This is a genomic window from Pirellulales bacterium (assembly GCA_019636345.1).
Lineage (GTDB): Bacteria > Planctomycetota > Planctomycetia > Pirellulales > Lacipirellulaceae.
The window spans coordinates 971,829-998,122 of sequence record JAHBXQ010000002.1 but is presented as its reverse complement, the minus strand read 5'-3'; the positions used below and the strand labels follow the sequence as shown (position 1 = coordinate 998,122).

13 protein-coding genes are annotated in these 26,294 nt (G+C 65.8%); 3 read left to right on the top strand and 10 right to left on the bottom strand.

Going from position 1 to position 26,294, the window contains the following annotated elements:
• From KF688_07760 to KF688_07730, 7 genes are all read right to left on the bottom strand, one after another.
• Positions 1-280, bottom strand: a 280-nt coding sequence (locus KF688_07760) for a hypothetical protein (GenBank protein MBX3425557.1), incomplete at its 3' end; no start/stop codon positions are given.
• A 153-nt stretch (positions 281-433) separates the two neighbouring features.
• Complete coding sequence (locus KF688_07755; protein ID MBX3425556.1) at positions 434-1,489, bottom strand: LacI family DNA-binding transcriptional regulator; 1,056 nt, start codon at positions 1,487-1,489, stop codon at positions 434-436.
• Positions 1,490-1,924: 435 nt separating this feature from the next.
• Positions 1,925-2,812 carry a transglutaminase family protein gene (locus KF688_07750; GenBank protein ID MBX3425555.1) on the bottom strand — a complete coding sequence of 296 codons (888 nt, stop codon included), beginning with the start codon at positions 2,810-2,812 and terminating at the stop codon, positions 1,925-1,927.
• Between the two features lie 17 nt (positions 2,813-2,829).
• On the bottom strand, positions 2,830-5,388 hold the full coding sequence (locus KF688_07745) for a circularly permuted type 2 ATP-grasp protein (protein MBX3425554.1): 2,559 nt from the start codon (positions 5,386-5,388) through the stop codon (positions 2,830-2,832).
• A gap of 26 nt (positions 5,389-5,414) precedes the next feature.
• On the bottom strand, positions 5,415-8,882 hold the full coding sequence (locus tag KF688_07740) for a transglutaminase family protein (protein MBX3425553.1): 3,468 nt from the start codon (positions 8,880-8,882) through the stop codon (positions 5,415-5,417).
• A gap of 141 nt (positions 8,883-9,023) precedes the next feature.
• Positions 9,024-10,004: an alpha-E domain-containing protein gene (locus KF688_07735; GenBank protein MBX3425552.1), complete on the bottom strand. Its 981-nt coding sequence runs from the start codon at positions 10,002-10,004 to the stop codon at positions 9,024-9,026.
• Between the two features lie 10 nt (positions 10,005-10,014).
• Positions 10,015-11,469 (bottom strand): circularly permuted type 2 ATP-grasp protein, encoded by a 1,455-nt coding sequence (locus KF688_07730; protein ID MBX3425551.1) that lies wholly within the window; start codon positions 11,467-11,469, stop codon positions 10,015-10,017.
• 898 nt (positions 11,470-12,367) lie between these two features.
• Here KF688_07730 and KF688_07725 point away from each other — a divergent pair.
• The 3 genes from KF688_07725 to KF688_07715 are packed head-to-tail and all read left to right on the top strand — an operon-like array spanning position 12,368 to position 17,570.
• The gene (locus KF688_07725; protein ID MBX3425550.1) at positions 12,368-14,545 is read left to right on the top strand and encodes an ABC transporter ATP-binding protein; all 2,178 of its coding nucleotides are present in this window, start codon (positions 12,368-12,370) and stop codon (positions 14,543-14,545) included.
• 2 nt (positions 14,546-14,547) lie between these two features.
• A complete protein-coding gene (locus KF688_07720) occupies positions 14,548-15,912 on the top strand; it encodes an HlyD family efflux transporter periplasmic adaptor subunit (protein ID MBX3425549.1) in 1,365 nt (454 codons plus the stop codon).
• Positions 15,912-17,570 carry a TolC family protein gene (locus tag KF688_07715; protein ID MBX3425548.1) on the top strand — a complete coding sequence of 553 codons (1,659 nt, stop codon included), beginning with the start codon at positions 15,912-15,914 and terminating at the stop codon, positions 17,568-17,570. Before KF688_07720 ends, KF688_07715 begins: the two co-directional genes overlap by 1 nt.
• A 17-nt stretch (positions 17,571-17,587) precedes the next feature.
• Here the strand turns inward: KF688_07715 and KF688_07710 are convergent, their stop codons facing one another.
• From KF688_07710 to KF688_07700, 3 genes are all read right to left on the bottom strand, one after another.
• The gene (locus tag KF688_07710) at positions 17,588-18,517 is read right to left on the bottom strand and encodes a hypothetical protein (GenBank protein ID MBX3425547.1); all 930 of its coding nucleotides are present in this window, start codon (positions 18,515-18,517) and stop codon (positions 17,588-17,590) included.
• A 225-nt stretch (positions 18,518-18,742) separates the two neighbouring features.
• On the bottom strand, positions 18,743-21,406 hold the full coding sequence (locus KF688_07705) for a hypothetical protein (protein MBX3425546.1): 2,664 nt from the start codon (positions 21,404-21,406) through the stop codon (positions 18,743-18,745).
• A 155-nt stretch (positions 21,407-21,561) separates the two neighbouring features.
• Entirely contained in the window at positions 21,562-26,211 is a 4,650-nt protein-coding gene (locus KF688_07700; protein ID MBX3425545.1) for an autotransporter-associated beta strand repeat-containing protein, read from the bottom strand.
• Between the last annotated feature and the right edge of the window lie 83 nt (positions 26,212-26,294).

Genomic DNA, 26,294 nt, shown 5'->3' with positions numbered 1-26,294 from the left:
CGCTCGTGATTCCGATGTCGGCGGTGCCCCTGGAAATCAACGTGTGCTTGCCCCAGCCGCCGTAGTTGCTAGGGACCGTAAACACGCTCTCGGTGCTGTACACGCCATCGGAAGCGCGATTCGAGTTCACCACGGTCGGCGAACCGAACGGAGACCCGGCATTCCAACCGTCGAAATCGCCGGTTTCAAAGGACGTGATCAATGCGGCCGAAGCCACGCCTGAAAGGCACAAGAAACCGAGCGCCAGGACAGTCCTGACCAAGCAGATCTTTCGCTTCATGAGAACGACTCCAGAAAAGGTGCAAATCTTGCAGACAACAGCAGCGCAGAAACGCCGAAGACGAAATCCAATCACGTTCTAAGCGGAGACGAGACAAAAAGGAGGAATGCTTCGGACCCGCGGCGAGCGGGTCCGCCGCGATCGACGCGGCGCCTAGATCTTCTGCCCCCGCGAGGTTCTAGGCGCCGCCGTCGATGCGCGGACGATCAGTTTCGTTTTCACCGTGACGATCTTCGCCGCGCCCGTGGCCGCATCGGTCTCGACCTCGAGATCCGTTTCCGACGCGTCCCCGGGATTGGCCAAACTGCTGACGACCAACTGCGCCCCGAGCGAGCCGATGCGACACGCGTCGAACCCCACGGTCGTCAGCGGCGGCATCATGAACTCGGTCGCGAACTTGTCGTTGAAACCAACGACGCTGACAAAATCGGGAACCCGCAGCCCGTACTGCCACAGCCCGAAGACCGCGAGCGTCGACTCGAGATCGCTGTAGCAGATGAGCCCGGTCACCGGCTCGTCGCCGCGGACGAGCCGCTCGACGGTTTCGGCCTCGGTGCAGTGCCAGAACAGGGGCTGAAGCCCCGCCTCGACGACGGCCGCCTCGACCCCGCGACGGCGCTCGCCGATGCTGCAATGGGGTTTGACGCACTCGTGCACGAACAGGGCGATCCGCCGGTGACCTAAGCCGATGAGATGACGAGCGGCCGCGTAGCCGCCGCCGAAGTCGTCGACCAGGATCTGCGGCAACGTCGGATCGGAATCGTCGCCGAGCATGACGCACGGCAGGCCGGCGTCGCGAATCTCGTCGCGAACCTGTTCGGGCAACCGCTGGAACGCGACGCACCCGTCGATGTGACCGCCGAGGACGACCTCTTCCCAGTCGGCCGTGTCGTCCAGCGGCACGAGCAGCGAATGATGGCCCGACTTGCGCAGCTCGTTGACGAGCCCCTGGACGACCTTGTCGTTGACCCCTTCAAAGACCCACGCGTCGTCGGAGTAGAGCAGCCCGATCCCCTTGGTCCGTTGTTCGGAGAACGCCCGCGCCCGGACGTTGGGGCGATAGCCCAACTCGCTGGCGATTTCGCGAATGCGATCGGCCCGTTCGGCGCTGTCGCGACGCAGGCCGAGCGTGCTGCCGCGGAGGACCCGGGCGACCGTGGAACTGGACACGCCGGCCTTTTGGGCAATGTCGTAGATCGTCGCAGGCATGGTCACGGGACCGGGGGAGAATTCGGGGAATTTCCGGCAGTTTGCCGGAGGGACGGTTCGCAGCCAGCGATTCAAGCCCGCTAACCGCCAGCGGTTGCACAAGCCATTACGGGGCTCATACGAAGCAGAAAACTACTGAAAAGGAGCGAGAAAAGCGTAATCATCTTACTGACTGCCACCGGTTGCAGTTTAATGCGTGGGGCTGGGGGAGTCAATCGTTTTGCGCCGTTTTTTTCGAATACTGCGAACCGACTCCGGCGCCAATCGGCGGCGACCCGCATCGCGCTTGCTCGCGACTTCTCGGCCGAGCGGCCGAACCAGAAATGGGTCGCCGACATCACCTGCCTGCCGACGCTTGCCGGCTGGGCGCTCGGCGGTTCGCTGGCAGGGGCTGTCCCAAAGGGGTGGGCGATCGCACGCGCTGCACGGTCTGGGTCAACGGTCTTCGCCGTGCGGGACGACGTCGACGGCCACCGACATGACGGGGGCTCCTCCGCCGAGGATTACGCCCTGAAACGGGCTGATGTCGCCGTAATCGCGACCGTAGGCGACGGTGACGTGGTCGAGGTCGACGGGGACGTCGTTCGTAGGATCGAAGTCGATCCATCCCAGCGATCCGCAGTACGCGCCGACCCAGGCGTGCGAGGCGTCGGCGCCGACGAGGCGGGGCTTGCCGGCAGGAGGCGAGGTCCGCAGGTAACCGCTGACGTATCGGGCCGCCAAGCCGAGCGATCGGAGACAGGAAATCTGCACGTGAGCAAAGTCCTGACAAACGCCGGCCCGGCGATCAAACGCCTCTCCCACCGTCGTGCCGACGTGCGTGGCCCGCTGGTCGAACTGAAACTCTGCGTGCATGCGGGTCGTGAACTCGCGGAGCGCCGCGACGATCCCGCGGCCGGGCGCAAACGCCGGGCGGGCGTACTTGCCGTATCGTTCCTCGACGGGGACATACGGCGAGGAGTAGCGGAACTGTTGGACCTCGGGGTCGTTCGCCGCGGCGCCGGTCGTCAACTCGGCGACAACCTCCTCCCACGCAGGCCCCGGGGCGTGTTCCGAATTGGCCGAGCGACTCGTCAGCACGACCTCGCTGGTGGCGGTGACCGCCAGTCCGCGATGGGGCTCCTCGATGGCGAAATACTCGACCTGATTGCCGAAGTAGTCGGTGCAGGCAGCGGTCCCCGCCGGCTCGGGGGCGATGACGAGCCGGTGGGACAGCACGCGCTGCCACGGCAAATCGCGGGGTCGCAGGCGGATGAGGTTCTGGCAGACGGGCGCCGACTCGCCGTACGAATACTTCGTCGTGTGCCGAAGGTGATAGTGCATGGCGGCGCGAGGGGCGCTTACTCGCCCGGGTGGATGGTGGCGATCTGCGTCGCGGGACCGGCGAGAACCAAGTAGCGAAACGCGATCGCATCGCTGAGCTGCGGGAGGTCGCGTTCCAAGCCCTCGAGCAACCCGGCCAGCGCGGCGCCCTGCCCGAGGCAGCGTTGCTCGCTCATCTCCTCGACGTCGGACATCCGTACGGCGTGCACCATCGACATAATCAATTGTTGGTCGTCGTCGAGCTGGGGGCGACGCCGGTCGCGGGGAAGCTGCCCGGCATGATTCTCCAGGGCGGCAAGTTGGTACGCGACGCTGCGCGGATTCGTTTCGTCGGTCAGCAGCAGGTCGAGCACCGGCGCCAACTGGAAATTGGCAAGATACCGCGAACGGTACGTCATAATGCTGTCGCCGATCTCGAGGACGGACTCGAGCAGTTCGGCCGAGGTCGCTTCGTCGCCGACGAAGCAGCACCGCAGCAGCGTCGTCACCTGCAACGCGCGTTCCAAGCGACGGCCGATGTCGAGGAATCGGAACAACTGGGTGCGGGTCATGCTTTCCATGACCATGCCCCCCAGGGCGGCGACGTCGACGAGGATTTCGTTCGACAGGTTCAGCAGGGTCGTCCAATCGACTGCGGCGGGGTCGACGCGTTCGAATTGCCGCTGCATCCGCTTGACGACGCGCCAGGCGTCCATCGAGATCCGGTCGCGAACCTGGGCGGCGAGCCGAGCGGCTTCGGCGACCACCCCCGCGAGCGAGCCCCCCTGGGCCGCGTCATAGACCATCCGCGGCAAGGCATGTTCGAGATTCGGCAGGCGTTGGCGGAGCCCCTCCAAAACGAAACCGGGTTCAATCTGACCTTGCTCGGCCAAGGCCCGCCACAACGGGGGCATCGCGGCCAGCGAGGGGGTCGCCAGTTCGCTGCTGAGCCGCAGCGCAATCGTGCGCAGCAGGCGGGCCCCAGCATCGGCCCGTTCGATGTGCCGGCCGAGCCAGTAGATGTTGTCGGCCACGCGGCTGGGAATCTCCGACCCGCTGCGGCAGAGCGCGATCGGCCGGTCGTGATGAGCCATGAGCGTGATCGGCTCGACCTTTTCATTGCCGACGATCCACAGATCCTTGCTGCCTTCGATCGCGGGTTGCCGATTCGACGGAGCGGGGGTCGTCGGCGAGGTGCGCGCGAGCCCCCCATCGAGGACCTGGAACGACTTGCCGTCAGCGACCGCAAACGCCCGCACGACGACATGCACCGGGCGCGGGGCTTCGCCGTTCCACGCCGGGGCGGTCGAGCGGTGGACGCTCTCCTGGCCGACGTAGTCGTACGGGCGGTCCTTGATTCGAGCGACGAGCTCGTCCCGCGAGAGTTCCCCCAGTTCGCGGCCCAAGGTGTTGTCCTGCCCGCGACGGCGATAGGCGTGCTTCACGCGCAGGCGGTCAAGATTGGCCAGGACGTAGGCGAGCGACTCCGGCTCGCCGCACCACCACGTGGCGACGCCGGGCAACTTGAGCGGCTCCTTGAGCAAGGCCTGGGCCAAGCGGGGCATGAACGCCATGAAGACGGCGGACTCGACCAGCCCGCTGCCCAACGGATTCAAAATCGACAGATTGCCCGAGCGGACCGCGTGGAGCAGCCCGGCGGCCCCGAGCTCGGATTGGCCCCCCAGTTCGAGCGGGTCGCAGGCGACGCTGTTGGGACGCCGCAGGATGACGTCGACCGGCGAGAGCCCTTCGAGCGTCTTGAGCCAGACGCGGCTGTTGCGGACCGCCAAGTCGGCGCCCTCGACCAACGTATAGCCGAGGTAGCGGGCCAGGTAGGCGTCCTCGAAGAAATCGGGGTCCCGCGGCCCCTGGCTGAGGTAAACGATCCGCGGATTGTCGCGGTGCGTATGCGCTCGCTCGCGCAGCCGATCCTGCACCGCGATGAAAAACGGGGCGAGCCGATGGACGTACATCGAGCGAAACGCCTCGGGCAACATCCGCGAGACGACGACCCGATTCTCGATGACGAACCCGGCGCCGGAGGGGCTCTCGGTGCGATCGCCGAGCACCCACCACGAGCCGTCCTCGGCCCGCGCGACGTCGGCGGCGTACAGTTGCAGGAACTGCTCGGGTTCGGCCGGAGCCGCTTGATGAAACGGGCGGCAGAATCCCGGGTGACGGAAGAGGGCCTCGGCAGGGAGTACGCCGTCGCGGACGAGCGTTTGCTTTCCCAACAAGTCGGCGAGGGTCAATCGCAGCAGGGCGGCGCGCTGGGCGAGACCTTCGGCCAGGACTTGCCACTCGTCGATCGGCACGATGAGCGGCAGCGGATCGAGTTGCCAGGGACGCGCGTTGCTGACCGGATCGCCGTAGGCGCTGTAAGCCAGTCCGTTTTCGTAGATCAGTCGCTGCGACTCGGCCCAGCGGCGTTTGAAATCGGGGGCGCCGACCTTGGCGAGTTGCTCGGCGAATTCCCGCCAGCGCGGGCGATAGGCGCCATCGGGGCCGAGCGCCTCGTCGTAGCCGGTCGGCAGCGGTCCGTAGGGAGCGTCCAGCAGGGAGCGCGACGGCGCCGCGGGAGAGGCGCCGGGGGACATTCCGGCTGTCTGCTGCTGTCCTTGCATCAAACAGGCGCCTTGCCGCGACGTAGATCAAGCGTCAGCGGAAATTCGGGCGTGACGTCAGCCGGCGGGGCGACCGTCGGCCCGCCGGTGTGTCCGAATCCGAAGAATCGCGTCGCTCGACGGCTCTCCGCCTCCAGCGCATTGACCGGAAACGTCGCCGGGTTGATCCCGCCTGGGTGACCGACATGGTACTGGCACCCCCCGACGGAGCGGCCATTCCACTCGTCGATTAAATCGAACACGAGCGGGGCGTCAATGCCAATCGTGGGGTGGAGACAGCTCGGCGGCTGCCAAGCCCGGTACCGGATCCCCGCGACGAACTCCCCTTCGACCCCCGTGGGATGCAGCGGCACGCGGCGACCGTTGCAGGCGAGGACGTACCGCGGACTGGTCACCCCGCGGGCCTTGACCTGCAGTCGCTCGATCGACGAGTCGACGTAGCGGGCCGTGTACCCGCCGGCCGGTTCCTCGCCCAGCACGTACCAGGGCTCGATGGCGCGGCTCAGTTCGACCTCGACGCCCCGGTGAACGAAGGCGCCGATCTTGGGGAAGCGGAACTCGAGGTGGGGCGCGAACCACTCCGTCTCCAGTTCGTACCCCTCGGCGCGGCAATCCTCGACGACGCCGCAGAAGTCCTGCCAGACGAAATGAGGCAACATCCAGCGATCGTGCAGCGTCGTGTTCCAGGTCACCAGCGGCGCTTCGTACGGCCGCTCCCAGAAGCGGGCCACGAGCGTGCGGATGAGCAACTGTTGCGTGAGGCTCATCCGGACATGGGGGGGCATCTCGAACGCGCGGAACTCGACCAGCCCCAAACGGCCGGACGCCGTGTCGGGCGAAAAGAGCTTGTCGATGCAAAACTCGGCGCGGTGCGTGTTGCCGGTGCCGTCGACCAGCAGGTGCCGGAACACGCGGTCGACCTTCCAGGGAGGACACGGCGCGTCGCGCTGGATCTGCTCGAAGGCGATCTTCAGTTCGTACAGCGCGTCGGCCCGCCCCTCGTCGACTCGCGGCGCTTGGCTGGTGGGGCCGATGAACTTGTTGCAGAACAGATACGACAGCGACGGATGGTTGTGCCAGTAGGAGAGAAAACTCTTGAGCAAATCGGGGCGGCGGAGCCAGGGACTGTCGGCCGGCGTCGCGCCGCCGAGCACCACGTGGTTGCCGCCTCCGGTGCCGGTGTGGGACCCGTCGAGATCGAACTTTTCGGTCCCGAGCCGCGATTGCCGGGCGTCCTCGTAGATGCCCGAGGTGATCTCGACCAGTTCGCCCCAGTTGTGCGCCGGATGGACGTTGACCTCGATCACGCCCGGGTCGGGAGAGATCTTGATGTGCTGCAACCGGCTGTCGTGGGGGGGGAGATAGCCTTCGAGCACGACCGGCGTCGCCAGCGCTTCGGCCGTTTGTTCCACGGCCGCGACGAGATCGAGATAGACTTCCAGCCGATCGATCGGCGGCATGAAGACGTGCAGCTTCCCTTCGCGCGGTTCGACGCAGAGGGCGGTCCGCACGACGTCGCTCGGGTCGCCGTACCAGCCGTCGACTTTGTACGGTTCGCCGCCGCGGGTCGCGCGGGGCGAGTCGGGCGTTTCGGCGTGCGAATCGGAATCGCCCTCGTCGCCGCCCGCAAATCCGTGGCCTCCGTCGGCGCCGACCGCGGTCAATTGCCGCTGCCGGCGGACCGCGACGGCCGTGGAGTCGGCGACGCCGTTGCCGTAGTATCCGACCGACCAGGGGACCTCGTCTCGGCGTTGACGGAGCGCGCGATAGGGGGGCAACGCGGCCGTGGCGTCCAGCGGGTCGAGGGCGTAGTACTCGGCCGCCGCCGCGTCGCCCCCCGCGTACAGCAGCGACTGCAGCGGCAGTCGGTATCCCATCGGCGAATCGCCGGGGATGAGGAACATTTCGTCGCTGCGCACGACCCAGGCGCCGCTTTGCCAACGGGGAGATTCCTCCCACCAGCGAAACTGCAGCGGCAGGACCGTGCCGACCGGCTGGGTGATCCCCTGCTCGAACACTCGGGCGATGCGAGCCCGTTCTTCGGCGTCTTCGAGCTTCGAGTCGTGCACGTCGACGTTGGCCGGCAGGCGTCGTTCGCGCCACGTATAGTACATGACGTCTTCAAACGCGTGGACGGCGTGGTCAGGATTCACCGCCAGCCGCTCAGCCAAAGACCGAATGAACGTCATCGCGTCGGCCGCGGTGTGACCGTAGTCCCCTTCGATGTCGGCGAACAGGGCGGGATCGAGCCAGATTGGTTCGCCGTCGAGCCGCCAGTAGTTGTGCATCGCCCAGCGCGGCAGCGACTCGCCGGGGTACCACTTTCCTTGGCCGTGATGGACGAGTCCCGTGGGGGCGAACCGCGACTTCAGCCGCATCAGCAGGTCGCCTGCAAGGCGTCGTTTCGTGGGGCCAACGGCGGCCGTTTGCCATTCGTCGCCGGTCATGTCGTCGATCGAGACGAACGTCGGCTCGCCCCCCATGGTCAAGCGAACGTCGTTGGCGGCGAGTCGATCGTCGACCACGTGCCCCAAGGTCTCGATCCGCTCCCACTGCTGTTCGGTGTAGGGCTTGGTGACGCGCGGGTCCTCGTGGACCCGCGCCACGCTCATGGCGAAGTCGAACTCGACCTCGCACATCTCGTGGGAACCGGTGATCGGGGCCGCGGAAATCGGGGACGGCGTGCAGGCCAGCGGCAGGTGCCCCTCGCCCGCCAGTAGGCCGGAGGTCGGGTCGAGCCCGACCCAGCCGGCGCCGGGGAGATAGACCTCGGTCCAGGCGTGCAGATCGGTGAAGTCGGCGGTCGGACCCTCGGGGCCCTCGAGCGGCTTGACGTCCGCGACCAATTGAATGAGATACCCCGAGGCGAACCGCGCCGCAAACCCGAGATGGCGCAGCAACTGGACGAGCAGCCACGCCGAGTCGCGGCACGAGCCGCTGCCGCGCTCGAGCGATTCCTCCGGGGTTTGCACGCCCGGCTCCATGCGCACCAAGTACTTGATCTCGTGCTGCAGCCGCTGGTTCAATTCGACCAAAAAGTCGATCGTCCGGCGCGGCGTTCGATCGACCGAGCCGAGAAATGCGTGGAACAGTCGACCGACCGGCGCGGTCGCAAAGTACGGCTTGAGATCGGCCAGCTCCGCCGCCTCGTACGCAAACGGGAACGACTCGGCGTACGGCTCCAGGAAGAAATCGAACGGATTGATCGACTTCATCTCGGCGACCAAGTCGATCTCGATCGAGAGCGAGCCGATTTTTTCGGGAAAGACGCAGCGGGCCAGGAAGTTGCCGAAGGCGTCCTGCTGCCAGTTGAGGAAGTGCTGCTCCGGCGCGACGCGCAGCGAGTAGCTAAGCACCGGCGTCCGGCAATGGACCGCCGGGCGGAGGCGGATGATTTGCGGGCTCACTTCGATCAGCCGATCGTAGGAGTAGCTCGTCTTGTGGTGCAGCGCAACGCGAATGCTCATCGGGGCGGTATTCCGGGGCCGGACCGTTCCGCCGCGCCAGCCGCGCCGACAGGGGGCGAGGAAGCGCACGGTCAGCAAGGTGGGGGCGAAGATCGATCAGCGCGCAAGCGACTGCGACCATCGCGGGAAAGAACTCTCAACTCAAATCTGCGACTGACGCTGCCCCGATTCGTTCATCCCGCCTTGCTTGAAAAAATCGGTCTGAATGGCGTCGTCGATTTCATTAAGTTTAGTCTGAAAATCGTCGATGTACTCGTGCATTCCCCGCTGAATCACGTCGGCGATGCTCGTGTAATCGAGGACCGCCCGGAACCGGCCCAGAAGCTGCTCGGAACGGCGGCGGAACGTGCCGGCGGCCGTGCCGGTGATGTGCTGTAACGAATTTTGCGCTCCTAACACGCAAAACCGCATCGCCCTGGGAAAATCGCGGTCGAGGATCAGGAACTCCGCCACCCGCTCGGGGCGGATCTGGCCATGGACCCGACGGTACATCGTCAGGGCGCTGGTCGACCGCAGCAGGGCCGACCAGCGGACCACGTCGAGCGAACCGCCCACGTCGTCCAACGTCGGCAAGAGCAGATAGTACTGCACGTCGACGATCCGCGACGTTTTGTCGGCCCGCTCGATGAGCCGGCCCATCCGCAGGAAGTGCCACGCCTCGCCGTGGGACATGGTGGTATAGGTGATTCCTACCAGCGTATGGCTGGCCAACTTGACGGCCAGGCAGAAGGCGTTGGCGTTGTCTCCCGATTTGTGGGCCCGGGCTGCGGCCCGCACCAGCAGGTAGAACTTGTTGACCTGCTCCCACATGTCCGTGGTGATCGTCTCGCGGACGCTGCGGGCGTTTTCGCGGGCGCTTGTGATGCAACTGATGATCGAATTGGGATTGCGATCGTCGAACGCGAGGAACTGCACCACGTTGGCGCGATTCGATTCGCCGTACAGCTCGATGAACCGCTCATGGTCCCCCGTGGTATTGACCAGCGGCGACCACTGGTGCCCCAGCCCGCCCCCTTCGCCGAGGGTGAGATTGTAATTGACGTCGAGAAACCGCGCCACGTTTTCGGCGCGTTCGACGTACCTGTTCATCCAGTACAGAGAATCGGCGACCCGGCTCAGCATGCCCGCCCCCCTAATTCGCGCTGGGGGCGGCCAGTCGTCCGTTCGAGAGCCGCAAGACCCAGGTGTCTTTGCTTCCCCCGCCTTGGGAAGAATTGACCACCATCGAGCCTTCCTTCAACGCTACGCGCGTCAAACCGCCGGGCATCACGTAAATATTCTCGCCGCAGAGCACGAACGGCCGCAGATCGACGTGTCGCGGAGCGAGCGCACCGTTTGCGATCGTCGGGGCCGTCGACAGGTTCAACATCGGCTGGGCGATGTAATTGCGCGGGTTGCTGCGAACCCGCGCGACGCACTCCTCGCGTTCAGCCTGACTGGCATGCGGACCGATGAGGATTCCATAGCCCCCCGATTCGTTGGTCGGCTTCACCACCAACTCGTGAATGTTCGCGATGACGTGCTCGCGCTGCGATTCGTCGGAACACAAGAACGTCGGCACGTTCTCCAGGATCGGATCCTCGCTCAGGTAGTATTTGATCATCTGGGGGACGTAGGCGTAGACCGCCTTGTCGTCGGCGATGCCCGTGCCGGGGGCGTTGGCGAGCGTGACGTTCCCGCGGCGGTAAGCCTCGAGCAGCCCGGGCGCCCCCAGGACGGAATCGGGGCGGAAGTGACGCGGATCGAGAAAGTCGTCGTCGATCCGGCGATAGATCACGTCGACCCGGCGGGGGCCTTGCGTCGTCTTCATGAACACGTGATCGTCGCGGACGAACAGGTCGGCGCCCTGGACGAGCTCGACCCCCATCTCCTGCGACAAGAGCGTGTGCTCGAAGTAAGCCGAGTTGAACACCCCGGGGGTGAGGACCACGGCCGTCGGCGAGTAGGCGTTCGGCGGGGCGCAAGCGAGCAGCATTTGCAGCAATCGCTCGGGGTACTCTTCCACCGGAGCGATCGACATCCCCTCGAAAACCTGCGGAAAAGTGCGCTTCATGATCTCGCGGTTTTCAAGGACGTACGACACCCCCGAGGGGCAGCGCAGGTTGTCCTCAAGCACGTAGATCGTGCCGTCCTGGTGGCGGACCAAATCGACGCCGCTGACGTGGCACCAGATTTTGTTGACGGGGCTGAACCCTTCGAGCTGCGGCCGATAGGTCGGCGCCGAGAAGATCAGGTCTTCGGGGACGATCCCGTCGTGCAGAATGCGGCGACCGTTGTAAACGTCGTCGACGAACATGTTGAGCGCGGAGACGCGCTGCCGCAGTCCCTGATCGACCCGTTGCCACTCGCGCTCGTCGAGGATCCGCGGCACGATGTCGAACGGCCAGACCTTTTCGGCGCCGTCCTCGTGGCCGTAGACGTTGAAGGTGATCCCGAGGTCCCGCAGGCTCGCTTCCGCCGCGAGTTGGCGGGTGCTGAGCTCGTCGCCGGGGATCGTCTTGAGTCGTTCGCAAAACCCGCGACAAGCGGAACGAGGTTCATCGGCGTCGATGAACATCTCGTCGTAGCTTGGGGATGAGTACGCCATGGGAGGTTCCGCCTTCCGACATTGGCCCAGGGAATCGCTGCTTGCCTATTCTCTGCGCATAGATGCTCGCCAACGAAGCATCGGCGTGCCGCCCGGCAGCGGTGCTTCGTTTGTTGGTGTTTTCGACTGCCGTGCCGATAGTCGCTAAATCTAGCGTGTTTTCCCGAATCTGGCGACAAACGTTCCCCCAGCGGGGCGTGAGTGCGAGGGATTGCAGGACGGTTAAGCAAAAAGTGCGCCAGCCTCACCCTGGCGGGCTGGGGCAGAACCGCCTTCGCCGTGGCGTGTCCGACTCTTTGCTCTCGGAGGTTTCAACGCTTCTCGCCGCGCGATGGTCACGGCGGGCGTCCGACGATTGGAAATTCGGCTCCTGACCTTCGTCTGCGAGACGGCAAGACAGCGCCGGAATGGCGGCCATGCCGCCGACAAGCCGCTGTGTTCAAGGAAAAATGCACGCGATGACGGGCCACCAAGCGGGACGCCTCGCCATCGGCAGCCGAGATACGCAAGCGACGTCGTGGTTGATCATCCCCGCCGTTTGCGGTCGAACGGTCGATTCTCAGCGTCGATTGCCCTTTCAGACGAATGTCTAGATTCAGTACAGTCAATGGGATCGGCGGCCTGCCGCGGCGAACGAACCAGCGTCGAAAACTCGGAACGCGGACAAATCGGGAACCCCAACAGCGAGGCAGCGGCGTCGCCGGCTGCCTGCAGCGCGGTCTGCGCCCCCCCCGAGTCATTGGACAATAGACCCTATGGCGTTTGGCGAGTCGCGAAATGCGACGAACGATGGAAGGCCTGCCTTCGACAGTCGCAAAAACGGTAATTCTCATCGGGTTGCGACTCTCGAGGGCCGCGGCCGCTGCTCCTCGCAACATCCTTGCTTGCTCGACGCGCCATGACGAACGATGCCGGCCTTGATGCACAGCCTCATGCCTCGGATACGGCGACGCGGCTCGTCGAAATGCTCGACGCCGCCTGCCGTTGGATCTCCATGCCTCTTGACCGGGGGCGGACCCGACGTGGCCTGACTTCTGCGCTGCTTCAAGCGCCCGATGCGACGCCGGAGAGCTGGCGTGATGCGTTGACGGAGATCGCCCCCGAACTGAACCTGCGGGCCGACCAGTTGCAGTTCGACTTGAAGGCGGCGATCGGTTTGGTCAGAGGAGGCGCCCCGCTGGCCCGAATCTCGGCCAGTGACGCCGGGGAACTTGAATGGCTGTTGGTCGTCGACCACCGCGGCGGCAAGCTCGAGGTCGTTTCGTCGCACGATCCCGACCACGCTCACTGGATTACGCCGAAGGAATTGGGCCAGCGCATCGGGGCGTCGGACGAACCGCTCGACTGGATCTCCCTGCAAGGCTTGCTGCCCTGCGAACCGCCGGCAGATCGCTCGCGGTCCCCCCTGTCGCGTTTCGTGGGGCTGCTGCGCCCCGATCGCGGCGACATCGGGGTCATTCTGGTGTTCGCCGTCGTGGTCGGGCTGCTGACGTTGTCGACGCCGATCGCCGTCGAGGCGCTCGTCAACACGGTGGCGTTCGGCCGACTGCTGCAGCCGGTCGTCGTGCTAGCCGTGATTCTGCTAGTGTTCCTCGGTTTTTCGGCGGCCCTGCGAGCCCTGCAAACTTACATTGCGGAGATCATTCAGCAGCGGATCTACGTTCGGGTCAGCGCCGATCTGTCGCAGCGTCTGCCGCGCGTTCAGACCGAGTTTTGGGATCACCACTACGGCCCCGAGTTCGTCAATCGGTTTTTCGACGTGGTGACCGTGCAGAAGGTGACCTCGCAGTTGTTGCTGGACGGCGTCGCGCTTGCGCTGCAAACGTTCGTCGGCATGACAGTGATCGCGTTTTATCACCCCCTGCTCTTGGGGTTCGACCTCATCCTGCTGGCGATCGTAGCGGGCATCGTGCTCGTGTTGGGACGCGGCGCCGTGAAGAGCGCCGTCGACGAGTCAAAATACAAGTACCGCACCGCAGCGTGGTTGCAGGAACTGGCCCGCCATCGCACGACCTTCCACGGGCGCAGCTCGATGAAGTTCGCCCTCGACGTCGCCGACCGGCAGGTGACGAACTACCTGCTCGCCCGGCAGGCCCACTTCCGCGTGCTGATGCGGCAAATCGTCGCCGCGCTTGGCTTGCAGGCGATCGCCAGCACAGTCCTGCTCGGGCTGGGGGGATGGCTCGTCATCCAAGGCGAGCTGACGCTCGGCCAATTGGTGGCCGCGGAACTGATCGTCACCGTGATCGTCGGCTCGTTCGCCAAGATCGGCAAGCATGTCGAGAGCTACTACGACGTCGTGGCCGCGGCCGACAAGCTGGGATACCTGTTCGACATGCCGATCAATCGCAGCGAAGGGGTCGATCTGCCGGTCCGCGGCGGGGGGATCTCCGTCGCCTTGAACTCCGTGGGGGTGGAGTCGGCCGGGGGACTGTCAAAGTCGGCCGCAAATCTGCGACTCGCTCCTGGCGAGCAAGCCGTTCTGGTCGGCGGCGCCGCATCCGACCGGACCCGGCTCTTAGAGACGATCGTCGGCTTGCGGGCGCCGGCCTCGGGGTACGTGGAACTCGACGGCTTCGACGCGCGGCGGCTGAGGATCGATTCGATCCTTGATCAGGCGGCCCTCGTCGGGCGAATCGAGATTTTCGAAGGCTCGATCGCCGAGAACCTGCACCTCGGTCGGCCCCAGGCCACCGAAGCGCGGGTGAGACAATCGCTCGCCACGGTCGAATTGCGTGACGAACTGCTGGCGATGCCCGAAGGGCTGGACGCCTCGGTCACCACCGGCGGGCACGAACTGTCCTACGACCAGCACGTTCGTCTGATGCTGGCCCGGGCGCTCGCCGGGAACCCGCGAATGCTGCTGATCGACGGCCTGCTCGACGGCCTGCCCGACCCCATGTTGGCGACAATTCTCCCCCGTCTGTCGTCGACCGCAGGCGAGCTGACGTTGATCATTTCCACGGGGCGGCGCGAGGTCGCCGCAGCCCTGTCGCGCGTCGTGAACCTTGATCCCAGCCAATCGGATCGCCGCTTCCCTCTGAACGGACGCGACGAGCCAGGCGCAGGAGACTGACCATGCTCACCAGCCAACCTTCCGGCGAACTGCTGCAGGCGAATCTCCCGGTGCTGCGATTGATCGTCTCGCCGCGCATCCCGCGGCGCATCGCCAATGCGCTCGTGGTCCTGCTGTTGGCAATGATCGCGGCCATGTTGTTCGCGCCGTGGCAGCAGTCGGTAAAGGGGAGCGGGCAAGTCGTCGCATATGCGCCGCTGGAGCGGCAGCAGACGATTCAGGCGAACATCTCGGGGCGGGTGTTCAAGTGGGGAGAAGGAATTCGCGAAGGCGCCCGCGTGGAACGGGGGCAGGAGATCGTCGAGCTGCGCGACGTCGACCCGGCGGCGCTCGATCGCTTGGCGCTGCAGCGAGAAGCCGCCCACGAAAAACTTTCGGCCTCGGAGGAGGTCGCGCGCGCCTACAGCGACAAGTACACGGCGGTCATGCAAGCTCAGGAGCTGGGAATCGCAGCGGCCGCTCAGGAAGTCGTGATGGCCGAGCAAAAGATCGAGGCCGAGGTGCAAGGCCTGAATGCGGCAATCGCCGCCGAGAGCCAAGCGAAGGCGTACTTCGATCGGCAACGCGAACTGCTGACGGCGCAATTGGCCTCGAAACAGGACGTCGAAATCGCCGAACGACAGCACCGCGAGGCGCAGGCGAAGCTGCGACAGGCCGAGGCGTACATCACTTCGGCCAAGAGCTCGCTAAGCGCCAAGAAGTCGCAGCTTGAACAGAAGCGTCGCGAGGCGACCGGGTACATCGAAGCCGCTCGAGCCGAACAACAGAAAGCCGCAGGCGACGTCGCACTGGCGCGCAAGGAGCTCACTGAAGTCGAAGGGAAGCTCGCCACTCAACAGAGCCAGATCATCACCGCGCCGCGCAGCGGCACGATTGTGCGATTGTTGGTCAACGAGGGGGGCGAAATTGTCAAGCAAGGCGACCCGCTGTTCGTGCTTGTGCCGGAGAACGCCCAACGAGCAGTCGAATTGTGGGTGTCGGGGAACGACGCGCCGTTGATCTCGCCGGGTCGACACGTGCGGCTGCAATTCGAGGGATGGCCCGCGGTGCAGTTTGCCGGCTGGCCGTCGGTGGCGGTCGGCACCTTCGGGGGCGAAGTCGTCATCGTCGACGCCACGGACAACGGCAGCGGGCAATTCCGCGTGCTCGTGCTGCCTGATCCCCACGACGCCGGCGGGTGGCCCGACACGAGCTATCTTCGCCAGGGAGTTCGGGCAAACGGGTGGGTCCTGCTAAAACAGGTAACGCTCGGCTACGAGGTTTGGCGACAGATGAACGGTTTTCCGCCAGTCGTCTCGTCCAAGGCGCCGAAGGACATGGACAAGGGCGGGAAAGACGACGTCAAGAAACCGAAGCTCAAGCTTTGATGAAGAACCGAGCGGCCACCCTGCTGGCGACGCTAGCGTCCGTTGCGTACGTCGGTTGCAAGGCGGGGCCTCCTCACGCCTTGACCGAGCCCGCGGCGCAACCGGCCGCCCAAGTCGCTGCGCCCGAGAAGCCCGTCGTGTCGAGCGACGTATCGGCAGTGTCTCCGCCTGCGGACGCGGTGCGCCAAGTCGCGTATCAGGCTGCGGAGAAGGGCGAAACCGACCCGCTCGTCAACCCGGCCGCGGAAGTCGTCGAGCCGCTGCCGCCGATCGGGGACGACTTCGAGTCGATCGAGCCGCAAGTCGCCGAGGAGTCGCTTGCGCTTGACGACGTCGTCCAGGCCATCTACGCGAATTATCCCGGGATCGAGGCGGCGGCGCGCGAGCGGCAAATTGCTGCGGGACAAGCCCTGGAGGCGATGGGCGAATTCGATCTGAACATCGTCGGCGAAGCGCTCGCCGATTCGCCCGGGTACTACGAGAACTATCGCTACGGGCTCGGCGCCAAGCAGTATACCTGGGGGGGCGGGCAAGTCTTCGGCGGTTATCGCCTGGGGCGCGGCGTGTTCGAACCGTGGTACCTCGAGCGCGAGACGAACAAAGGGGGCGAGTTCAAAACCGGATTCGCGATGCCGTTTCTCCGCGATCGGGACATCGACAAGCGGCGCGCAGCGGTGTTCAAGACTCGGCTGCAGCAAGCGGCGGCTGAACCGCTTGTGCAAATGGAGATCATCGCCGCAGTTCGCGAAGGTTCGATCGCCTACTGGGATTGGATCGCGGCGGGACGGCAGGTCGAAATCGCTCGGTCGATGCTCGAGATCGCGGAAACGCGGCAGGTCAAACTCCGCCAGAGCGTCGAGCTGGGGAGCGTGAAGGGAATTGAACTCGTCGACAACGAGCGGCTGATCGTCTCGCGCAGGGCGCGACTCGTCGCGACCGATCGCAAGTTGCAGCAGGCGGCGATCAAACTGTCGATCTTCCTGCGTTCCCCCGACGGAACGCCGTTGCTGGCGGGCCCCGAACGCCTGCCGGCGGATTTCCCGCCAGTTGAAGAGCCCGACTCAAAGCAACTGGCGAGTCAGATCGCCCAGGCCCTGTCCCTGCGGCCCGAGGTGCGGCTGTTGGCCAACGCCAGTCAGCAGGCGTCGGTCGAGGTGCGCCAGGCTCAGAACCTCATGCTGCCGGCGATCGACGGGGTGATGACCGCGTCGCAGGACGTCGGCGAACCGACCAGCCCGAAGCGCGACAAGTCGGAATTCGAACTCGAAGCGGGGATGCTGCTCGATGTGCCGTTCCAGCGGCGCGCAGCCCAAGGCAAGATGCAGTCCGCCCAGGGAAAGCTGGCTCAGATCTCGGCTAAGAGGCGGCTGGTCGAACAGAAGATCGCCGCGGACGTACGCAGCGCGATGACGGCGCTCACGGCCGACTACATCCAGTTGAAGCAAGCCCGCCGCAACGTCGAGCTGGCAATCCAAATGGAAAAGGCCGAGTGGCGGCTGTTCGACGAAGGAAGCAGCAACATCTTGATGATCTACTTGCGCGAACAATCGGTCGCCGACGCCCAAATGCTGGTCGTCGACGCAACGGTCGACTACTACCGATCGCGCGAAGATTTGCGGGCCGCAATCGCATCCGAGTTGGCGGGGGACGGATTCTAGCCGCCAATGAACTGCACTCAGCGCGAGACTCGTCGCACCGGGCCGACGACGTAGCCCGGGTTGTTCGCAAGCGCAGCTTGGACGGCGTCGGCGCTGCTGCGGCCGGGAAACACGGCCCAAATCGGCGGACCGGCAATCCCGCGTCCGGGATACAGCGTCACCTCCCACAGCGCGACGATGCCCGCATTGACCGCCTGAGCCGCCAGTTGCAAGCGGGCGATTTGTCGATCGGTTTCTTGATCGCGATGCTTCGCAGCCGCCAGAGCCTGCAACCGAAACGCGGCGCTGGCCCGCGATTCTTCGTCGCTCTGCGACTTGGTCCACTCCTGCCAGCCGGGCTGCAGCAGGTCGAGATCTCTCTCCGCGAACAGGAAGAACGGCGCCGCGTACTCGTCGCCATTGGCCAGTTCGATGACGACCCCTTCGCAGTGGAACGTACGGGGCTTGCCCTTCTGGCGAGCGACCCAACGGTTCAAGTCGACGCGAGTTTCGATCGTCGTTTCATCGAAGTGCTCGACGATTCGCTCGACGATCCGTTGATAGACCTCAGGCAGGTTGTCGAACGTTCGATCGTTGACGTACAGCTTGCCGCGCCGGCGGTGGAGCGTCACGTCGCGCTCGACGTAGTCGACGATGCGTCCCTCGACCTTCTTGCCGTGGCGGGTCGTCCAAATTTGCATCGCTCCCGTCACTTCGGCGGAGCGGTCTTGAGCCTCCTTGCTCGTCAGGTAATCGCGATCTGCCGGGGAGAGGTTCTCCAGCGGGACTTCGACCAGATGATGGTCGCCCCGTTGAAGGACGGCGGTCTTTTCGTCGAAGGCGATGAGATCGGCCTCGACGGTGTAAGCACCGGTCGAGTCGGTCCAGGTGCGGGCCGCCGCGAGAGCGGGAGCGACGGCGCAAGCCGCAAGAAACGCAACACGGGCAATCCGCAGACGAAGGCGCATCGATCAACCCCGCAATCGGCGAGAACCGCGGCGCCAGACACGACTCGCGGCGCCGCATACGAGTCGGTCACCGATTATGGTCCCGTCGGAGCGAACTGTCCACGAACCAATCCGGGCGGGCAGGGGAACTGCCGCGCCCAAGCAGGTTGCCGTGCGCCAGATTCGACCCCCCAATCGGCGAGGACGTCGAGTGAATTCACGAGCGGAGCCGCAGTTCAGCGCGAACTAACGCGCATGGCGGCCACGGCCGGAGGCGAGCGCCGCAAGCGCCGCCAGGGCGACCAGCGCCAGCGTGCTTGGCTCGGGCACGGCGGCGGCGGCGCCAGGTTGACCGCCGGCGCCGAAGTTTGCCTGCCAGCTTGCCAAGTCTTCGGAGCTCCCCGCCATGGGGGACTCGCCGCGTTGCCAGGCGAGGAAATCGACGCCATCGACGACGCCGTCATGATTGAAGTCGCCGGGCACGACCGGCACGACCTGCAACTCGCCGGTGAGTGCCAAGTCGCTGGTCTTCCAGGCCAAACCGGGGTCAAGCGCCGGCAGGGTCAGCAGATCGAAGGCGCCGCTTGCGGAGTCGAACTCGAGAACCTGAAATACGTCGCCCGCCTGCGGCGCCGGGGCGCCGTACGCCATCGTCACGCGCAACTCGCCCCCCAACGCGGCATGCCCCGCGATCGACAGCACGTCGTACGACGCCGGGTCGAACAGGTTGATTTCGAGCACCGAGCCGGTCGCCTGAGAATAGTTGCCCCCGACGGCCAGGACGTCGGCGAACCAGGTGTGCTCGGGATCGTAGCCGGTGAGCGGGTTCGTCAGGTCGAGACCCTTGAAGTAGAACAGATCGTCGACGCGCACGCCGTTGTCGACCGGCGCGGAACCGGCCAGGGCGAGAAACACGTTCAGGTCGTCGGATGTGCCGTTGCGGAACGCCAACGGAGAGGCATTGAGCTTGTTGCCCGCCGTCGCGTCGCCGTCTCCCTGATTCATGTACACGTCGTAGGTGTCGGTCGCTTGGTCGACGACCATCCAGACGTTGTACCAAGCGTTGAGCGCCAGCCCGCTGGCGAGCGTGGCCGAAAAGCCGCCGCCGTTGCGGGCGTCGATCGCAACCGTCCCCGCGGAGGTTCCTTGCTTGATGCGAAGCTGAGCTTCGTAGTCGCCGAAGTCGGCGGTGGCCGTCGTCGCTTTGTCGCCGAGGCCGAGGTTGTGATTGGGAACGTCGGTCTTGGAGTTGAACCGGAAGAAGTAGGTGGCGGACTCCGAGTTTTCGAGGATCGCCTCCTCCGGCAGGGTGCGCGACCCGCCGCGGAAATTGGTGGCCCAGCCGTAGGTGAGCACTTTGCCGCCGCCGTAGCTCTCAATGTCGATCAAGCTGGTGTTTTCGTGGGCCGTCCAAGGGGGACTGGCGACGTCGCGGACGTTGCCTAGCGCGTAGCTCTCGAAGTCGTCGATCTTGACCCGGCGCGGGGCCCCTGAGCCGTCGTCGCCGATGCGGACGACGGACCCGGCCAGGAGCGACAAGTCGCCCGAGACGCTGGCGGCGCCCGTGATCTGCGACCCGTTCCCCGCAGCCAAACTGCCGAGCGCCTGCGACGAACGCCGCATGTGCAGAGTCTGCCCTGGCGAGACCGTAAAGGGGCTTGATTGCAGAGACACGTCGAAGGTGCCGGCCGACTTGATCTCGATGCGGGGAGCCGTCGACATCTGGCCGCGGCCGGTGAGGGCGAGCGTGCCGCCGCTCACCAGCACGTTGCCGGAGCCGGTCATCGAGGAGCCGAGTTGAAAGGTCCCCTCGGCGATTTCAAATAACCCGTTGTTCGTGACGCTGCCGCCGAGGATCCCCATGGCGTTGGCGCCCGACTTCCGCAACGTGGCGCCGGGCTGAATGCGAATCCAGTTGTCGGTAGTCATGTTCCAGTTGGAGGTGCCGGTGACCGTGCTCGTGCCTTCCAGGGCGTTGATGTAGCGAACGACTCCGGGAACGGCTCCGTTCTGCTGCAGCGTACCGCCGGCCAAATAGGCGACGTGCTCGCCCAGGGTGCGGCCCGCGATATTCTCGCTCTGCCCGCTCTTCAGGACGCCGGTGTAGGCGTAGCTCATCGGCGTCGGCACGGGGGGATTGCCGTTGTAGAGCCGAGCGTCGCTGAACCAGTGATACCACGCGTACCCGGCGACGTAGCTGCGCGAATCGAGCGCGGGGATCACGATGTCGAGGAACTGGCGGTTCGCTTCGATGATCGCCGCGTCGGAGTAGGCGTTCCCCCAGTCGTGGATCGCGAACTCGGTGATAAACACCGGCTTGCCGTACGAGTTGTAGTACGAATCGACCCGGCTGAGGAAGGAACTGGCCGCTCCGGCGGGGTTGTCGGGGTTGCTGACTCCGTACCAGTGAAATGCGACGGCATCGACCCGCAGGCCCTGAGAGTTGGCCTGACTCATGAAGCTCGACAGCCACGCTTGACCGCCAGACGTGTCGGAAACCGCGGGACTGACAAGCTTGATCCCCGTGCCGGCGAAACCGTTGTGAAGGGTCGTCCACGAGGAAATCGCCTGGGAGACCGTCATGTTGGCCTGATCGGACCGCTCCGGCTCGTTGAAGCCGAGAACGTACTCGGGATTGGCGGCCTTGACGTTGTTGATGTTCGTTTGGTTGACCGCCCAGCCTCCCCAAAACATGGGATAGTGCTTGGCGTCGAAGTTGCCCGGATTGCCGGCCCCGAGCCCCCAGGTGTAGTACCATCCGGCCCCGGTCGCCTGCAGATTCGAGTAACCCGCTCCGGTGTCGGCAAAGCCGCGCTTTTGCGAGAGGATGGCGGCCTGGGTCGCTTCGCCGGCAAGCATCGCGAGCAGGAGCATGGTCGTCCCGAGGGACCACTTCGAGCGGCAAGTCATCGTGCAGTTCCCAGAGGAGACTGAGCTAGTAATCTTTGTTGCGGCGACGAGCGTGAAACGAGGCGCCGCAACTCGGCGAAAAGCGAGCCGACGACCCAGCGGCGGGCGGAGCGCGCCCGCCGCTGAGCGAATCGGCGTTCGTCAAGCGGAGCTCGTCAGCAGCCTCGACGGCGTCGGCTGGCGGCGACCGTCGCGCCCATCAGACAGGCAGCCAGGATCAGCGTCGACGGCTCGGGCACGGCCCCGACCGCGGGAGTCGCGGGGCCGACGCCTGCGCCGTAGTTCGTTCGCCAATCGCTCAGATTGCCGACCCCCGGATTACGCTGCCAAGCCAGGAAATCGCTGCCGTCGACCTTGGTGTCCGAGTTGAAGTCGCCCGGCAAACCGCCGGCGACGACGCTCAACTGGCCCGTGGTCAGCAGACTCGACGTATCCCAGCTCAACCCGCCGGTCAGACTCGGCAGGCTGACCGTGCTGAACGACCCGCTCGCGCTGGCGAAATCAAGGATGTCGAACACGTTCCCCGCGGCAAGGGTCGGCGACCCCGCCTGAAGCGACACCGCCAACGTCCCGCCGGCGGCAAGGTTGCCCGTGACGTTCAGCTTGTCGTGCGCCGAGGGAGTCGAGATGTCGATCGCCAGCGTCGACCCGGCGTTGAGGGTCAGATCGCCGCTGACCGTCATCGTTTGGCTGATCGCGGCGGTCGAGCCGTCGCTGAAGCTCAAGCCGTCGTACCACGTGCGACCGTCGCCGACCGAGGCGTTGCCGCCGTCGTCGATGAACACCGCGATGTGCCCGTTGACGTCGGCGACCATGTTGCCCATGGGGGCGCCGTACATGGTCCGGTTCCCTTCGGTCCGCAGAGGAGCGGTCGCGTAGAACAAGGTCGAGGTGTTGATCCCGTCGACGGCGCCGGCGACGGCGTCGTCAGGCGAGTCGTACAAGGTCAAAGCGCCTGAGGTCGTCCCGGCCCGGATCTGCCACTGCGAACCGGTCGCGTCCCAGTAATTGGCGTACACCGTATAGGTTGCGCCGGGAGTGAGGCCGGTAATGGTCGACTTCAGTTCAGGCGCCGAGGCGGGATCGTCGCTGCCGCCCTGATAGATCGTGCCGTTGTTGCCCAACGCGGTGCGAAGCTGCCAGTCGGGGTTGGTCGTCGGTTCAAACGTAGCTCCGCTGGAAAGGGTCGTGTTGCCGCCGACGCCGTGGGTGGCGTCGAGGTATTGGTAGACCAACTGGGTCGGCATGCCGGCGGAGCCGACGCGAATCGTCGAACCGCTGGCCGCGCTGACGTTGCCCGTCACCACGCCGCCGCCCGACCCGCTGAGGGTCTGCCCGTTGGCCACGACGAAGGTCCCCAGGGCCGTGACGTCGAGCGAACCGTTGCTCACGTTGACGAGCGGGGACGAGACGGTCGCCGAAGCGGCGAGTGCCAAGACGCCCGTGCCGTTCTTGTTGAGCGCGCCGTTGTTGCTGACAGCCCCGGCGACGGTCATGCGCGAGCCGCCGTCGATGTTGGCGTTGACGGCTCCGGCCGCCGCGCCGCCGATGGCGCTAGTCACGGTCAGGGCGTCGTCGCCGCCGCCGCCGTCGACCTGGAACGTGCCGCCGCCGGCGTTGACGGTGATCGGCCCGGCCAGCGTGAGGGCCGCGGAGGCCCCGCCGCCGACGGCCAGGGCGCCGCCGTTCAGGGTGAACGGTTCGCTGGTCGTGTAGGCGTCGCTGTTGGAGCGCACCGTTCCGCCGGCGTTGATCGTGGTGCCGGCTGCGGTCGTTCCCAGCGCGGTGGCCGAATCCATGTTCAGCACGCCGCCGTTGACGACCACCGCTCCGGTGAACGTGTTGGCGCCGCTGAGCTGCAGCGTGCCGGAATCGACGCGAATCGTGCCGGCGCCGCTGACGACTCCGGTCGAGATCGTCGTTCCGGTGCTCGACCCGTTGCCTTGCTGCAACGTGGTTCCGGCGCCGACGCTGATCGTGCCGGTGAGGTTGTTATTGGCGTTGGCCAGCACCGCAGTCACATTGCCGGTGAGCGAGACGGGGGCGCTCCCCTGAACGCCCTGCGTGCCGGTGAAAGTGAACGTGCGGCTGGCGGCGCTGGTCAGCGCGATCGACGCCGGCGAAACCGACGACGAGGAGATGTCGACCGTCGTATTCGCCCCGGCCGTGTCGTTGAACGTGACGCTGTCGAGATCGAAGTAACGGGTGTCGCCGCCGGACCAACTCGCGGTGTTGTTCAAGTCCCAGGCCGTGCCGCCGGCGCCGGTCCAGGTGAGATTGGCCTTGCTGCCGGAGACGACGAGGTTCACCTGCCCGGCGGTCGCGCCGCTGACGGCCAAGCTCTGGCGAATCGTCAGCGGATTGCCCGCGGGATTGAGGACGCGAGGCGTGATCCCGCCGAGCGACGTCGTGCCGCCGGCGTGCGAGATCAAGCGGTACGTGCCGGTGGCCAGCCCGCCGTCGGCCGGAGTAATGTCAAGGTTCATCGTCGGCGACCCGTTGACGGTCAGGGCGCCGGTGACGTTCAAAAGGTCGTTGACGACTCCGCCGACGGTGGTCGTGCTCCCCAGTTCGTACTGGAGGGCCCCGCCGCCGCTGCCGCCGTTGAGGGTCATGGCGCCGTTGATGGTCAGCGTGCCGACGCTGTCGCCGGGGGCGATCGAGTTGTCGTCATAGACCTCGACGGTCTTCCCGGTGGCGAGCACCGTGCCGGCGCCGCCCAGCCGCTGGAATTCCTGCAGGGCGTAAGTGCCGAAGTGGGTGACGTCGAACGTCGCGCCTGCGCGGACGGCGATCAGCGGGCTCCAGAGTTCGCCGTTGTTGGCGCCGTCGGAGAGGACGCGGAGCGTGCCCCCTTCGACGATGGTGTTGCCCAGCCAGTAGTCGTCCTGAAGGTTGGTCGCGGTGCCGATGGTCAGCGTGCCGGCCCCCTGCTTGATGACGCTGACGCTGCTCACGGCATTGGTCGGCGCCGGGGGCAACGTGCCGTCGGCGTTGGACCCCAGATCGGTGATCTTGCCGGTCACGTTGAAGTTGCCGGCTCCGCTGAAGACGAAGTTCCGCGTACCGCTGTCAGGGGCGGAGATGACGCCCCCCAGGGTGAGCGTGCCGGAGTTCGACACGAGGTTGTATTGCGATCCGCCGACTTCGCCCTTGACGTTGCCGGCCCAGGAGTTGTTGCCGGTGCTGACGACGTGGGGGGAATTCGCGGCGCTCAACTCGCGAGCCGCGAGGACCAACAGTTCGTTGCCGACGTTGATGTTGCCCGACAACGCCAACTGGCCCTTCTGCTCGTTGCCGCCGAGCAACGTGCGCGAGGCGACGGTCCCGTCGGAGACGCCCAGCGCCCCGGCGTTGCTGACGGCGAGCGTGCCGCCGTTGATCGTCGTTTGGCCCGAATAGCTCTTGGCGCCGCTGAAGGTGACGGTTTCGGTGGTCAGCGAGCCGTCAATCAGCACCGTGCCCGCCCCGGCGATGTCGCCGGCGAAGACGCCGTTGTAGCCGCCTCCCAGCGAGTCGCCGACGAAGGCCAGCGTGGCGCCGGCGGCGACGGTCGCGTTGCCGTCGACCGAACCGACGCGAGCGAGACGGAGCGCGCCTCCCTGGACGTCCGTGAGCCCCGTGTAGGTGTTGTCGGCCGAGAGCGTGATGCCGCCGCCGCCGGTCTTCACCAACCCGGCGGTCCCGGCGATGACGGCCGAGATTTCATGCGTGCCGTTGGTCGAGCCGAGTTGGGCCAAACCGTTGAGGGTGAGGACGCCGGGACCGGCGAGCTTGTACTGGTTGGCGTTGCTGAACGTGATCCGCGAGGCCGACGCCGCCGCGGTCAGCGTGACCGTCGCCGGGGCGTTGGCCGCGGTCAGCACGCCGCCGAAGACGACGTTTGCCGAGGCGCCGGGGGCGACGCCGCCGGTCCAGTTGCCGCCGACGTTCCAGGCGCCGCCGCCGTCGACGTTCCACGACAAGGGCGCCGAGGCGACCGACAGCGTCCCGTCGAACGGGTTGAACAGGTACGTGCCGTTCGTCCAGAAGTCGCCCGACTTGGTGAAGCCGGCGACCGAGAAGGTGCTGGTGAACGTCTGCGTGGCGACGTTGGCGATCGTCCAACTCGAACCTGGGGTCGCGCTGGCGCCGGTCAAATCGAAGTTGAACGTGCCGCCGAACTCGGCTCGGCCCGTGCCGCTCACGCTGTTGTTGACGCCGCTGGCGCCGATCGTGAACTTCAGCGCTCCCGTGCTGGAGACCCGCAACCGCCCGGCGACGCTCGTATTGCCGGTGAACGTGTTGGCGCCGGTGAGCGTCAGCAGCCGCAATTCAAAATTGCCGTTGCCGTTGTCGTCGGTGGCGGGGACAGTCAGATTGGCCGAGCCGCTGATGACCGAGCTGATGGTGATCGAGCCTTGCTTGGCGTAGATCGTCGAGGGGGCGACGACGTTGATGTTGCCGGCAAGCTGAAACAGGTCGCCCGTCCCATTGGCGTGCGAGATCAATCCGCTGTTCAGGATCAGGTTGTTGATCGTGATGACGCCGGCGTTGCCGGTCCCCTTGTAGAGCAAACCCGTGGAGTAATCGGCCACCGTGCCGCTGGCGGTATTCACAGTGAGCGAATCGCCGGCGAACACGTGGCTCGCTCCGTCGGCTGGGGTCCGCAGGATGTTGCTGCCGGTGAAATAGTTGTTCCCGGCGGTCGGGGCCACGGCCCCCGGCCAGTTCAACCCGGTGTTGAACGAAGACGTCCCCAAACCGTCGCTGGCAGAGAGCGTGATGTCCGCTGCGTCGGCCGTACCGACGCAGCCGAGCGCCATGGCGAGCGCCGCCGCCCAGGCCGCGACTCGTCGCGTCCGCCGAATCGCGACTGATCCGAATTCCGTCCTGAATTCCGTAATTG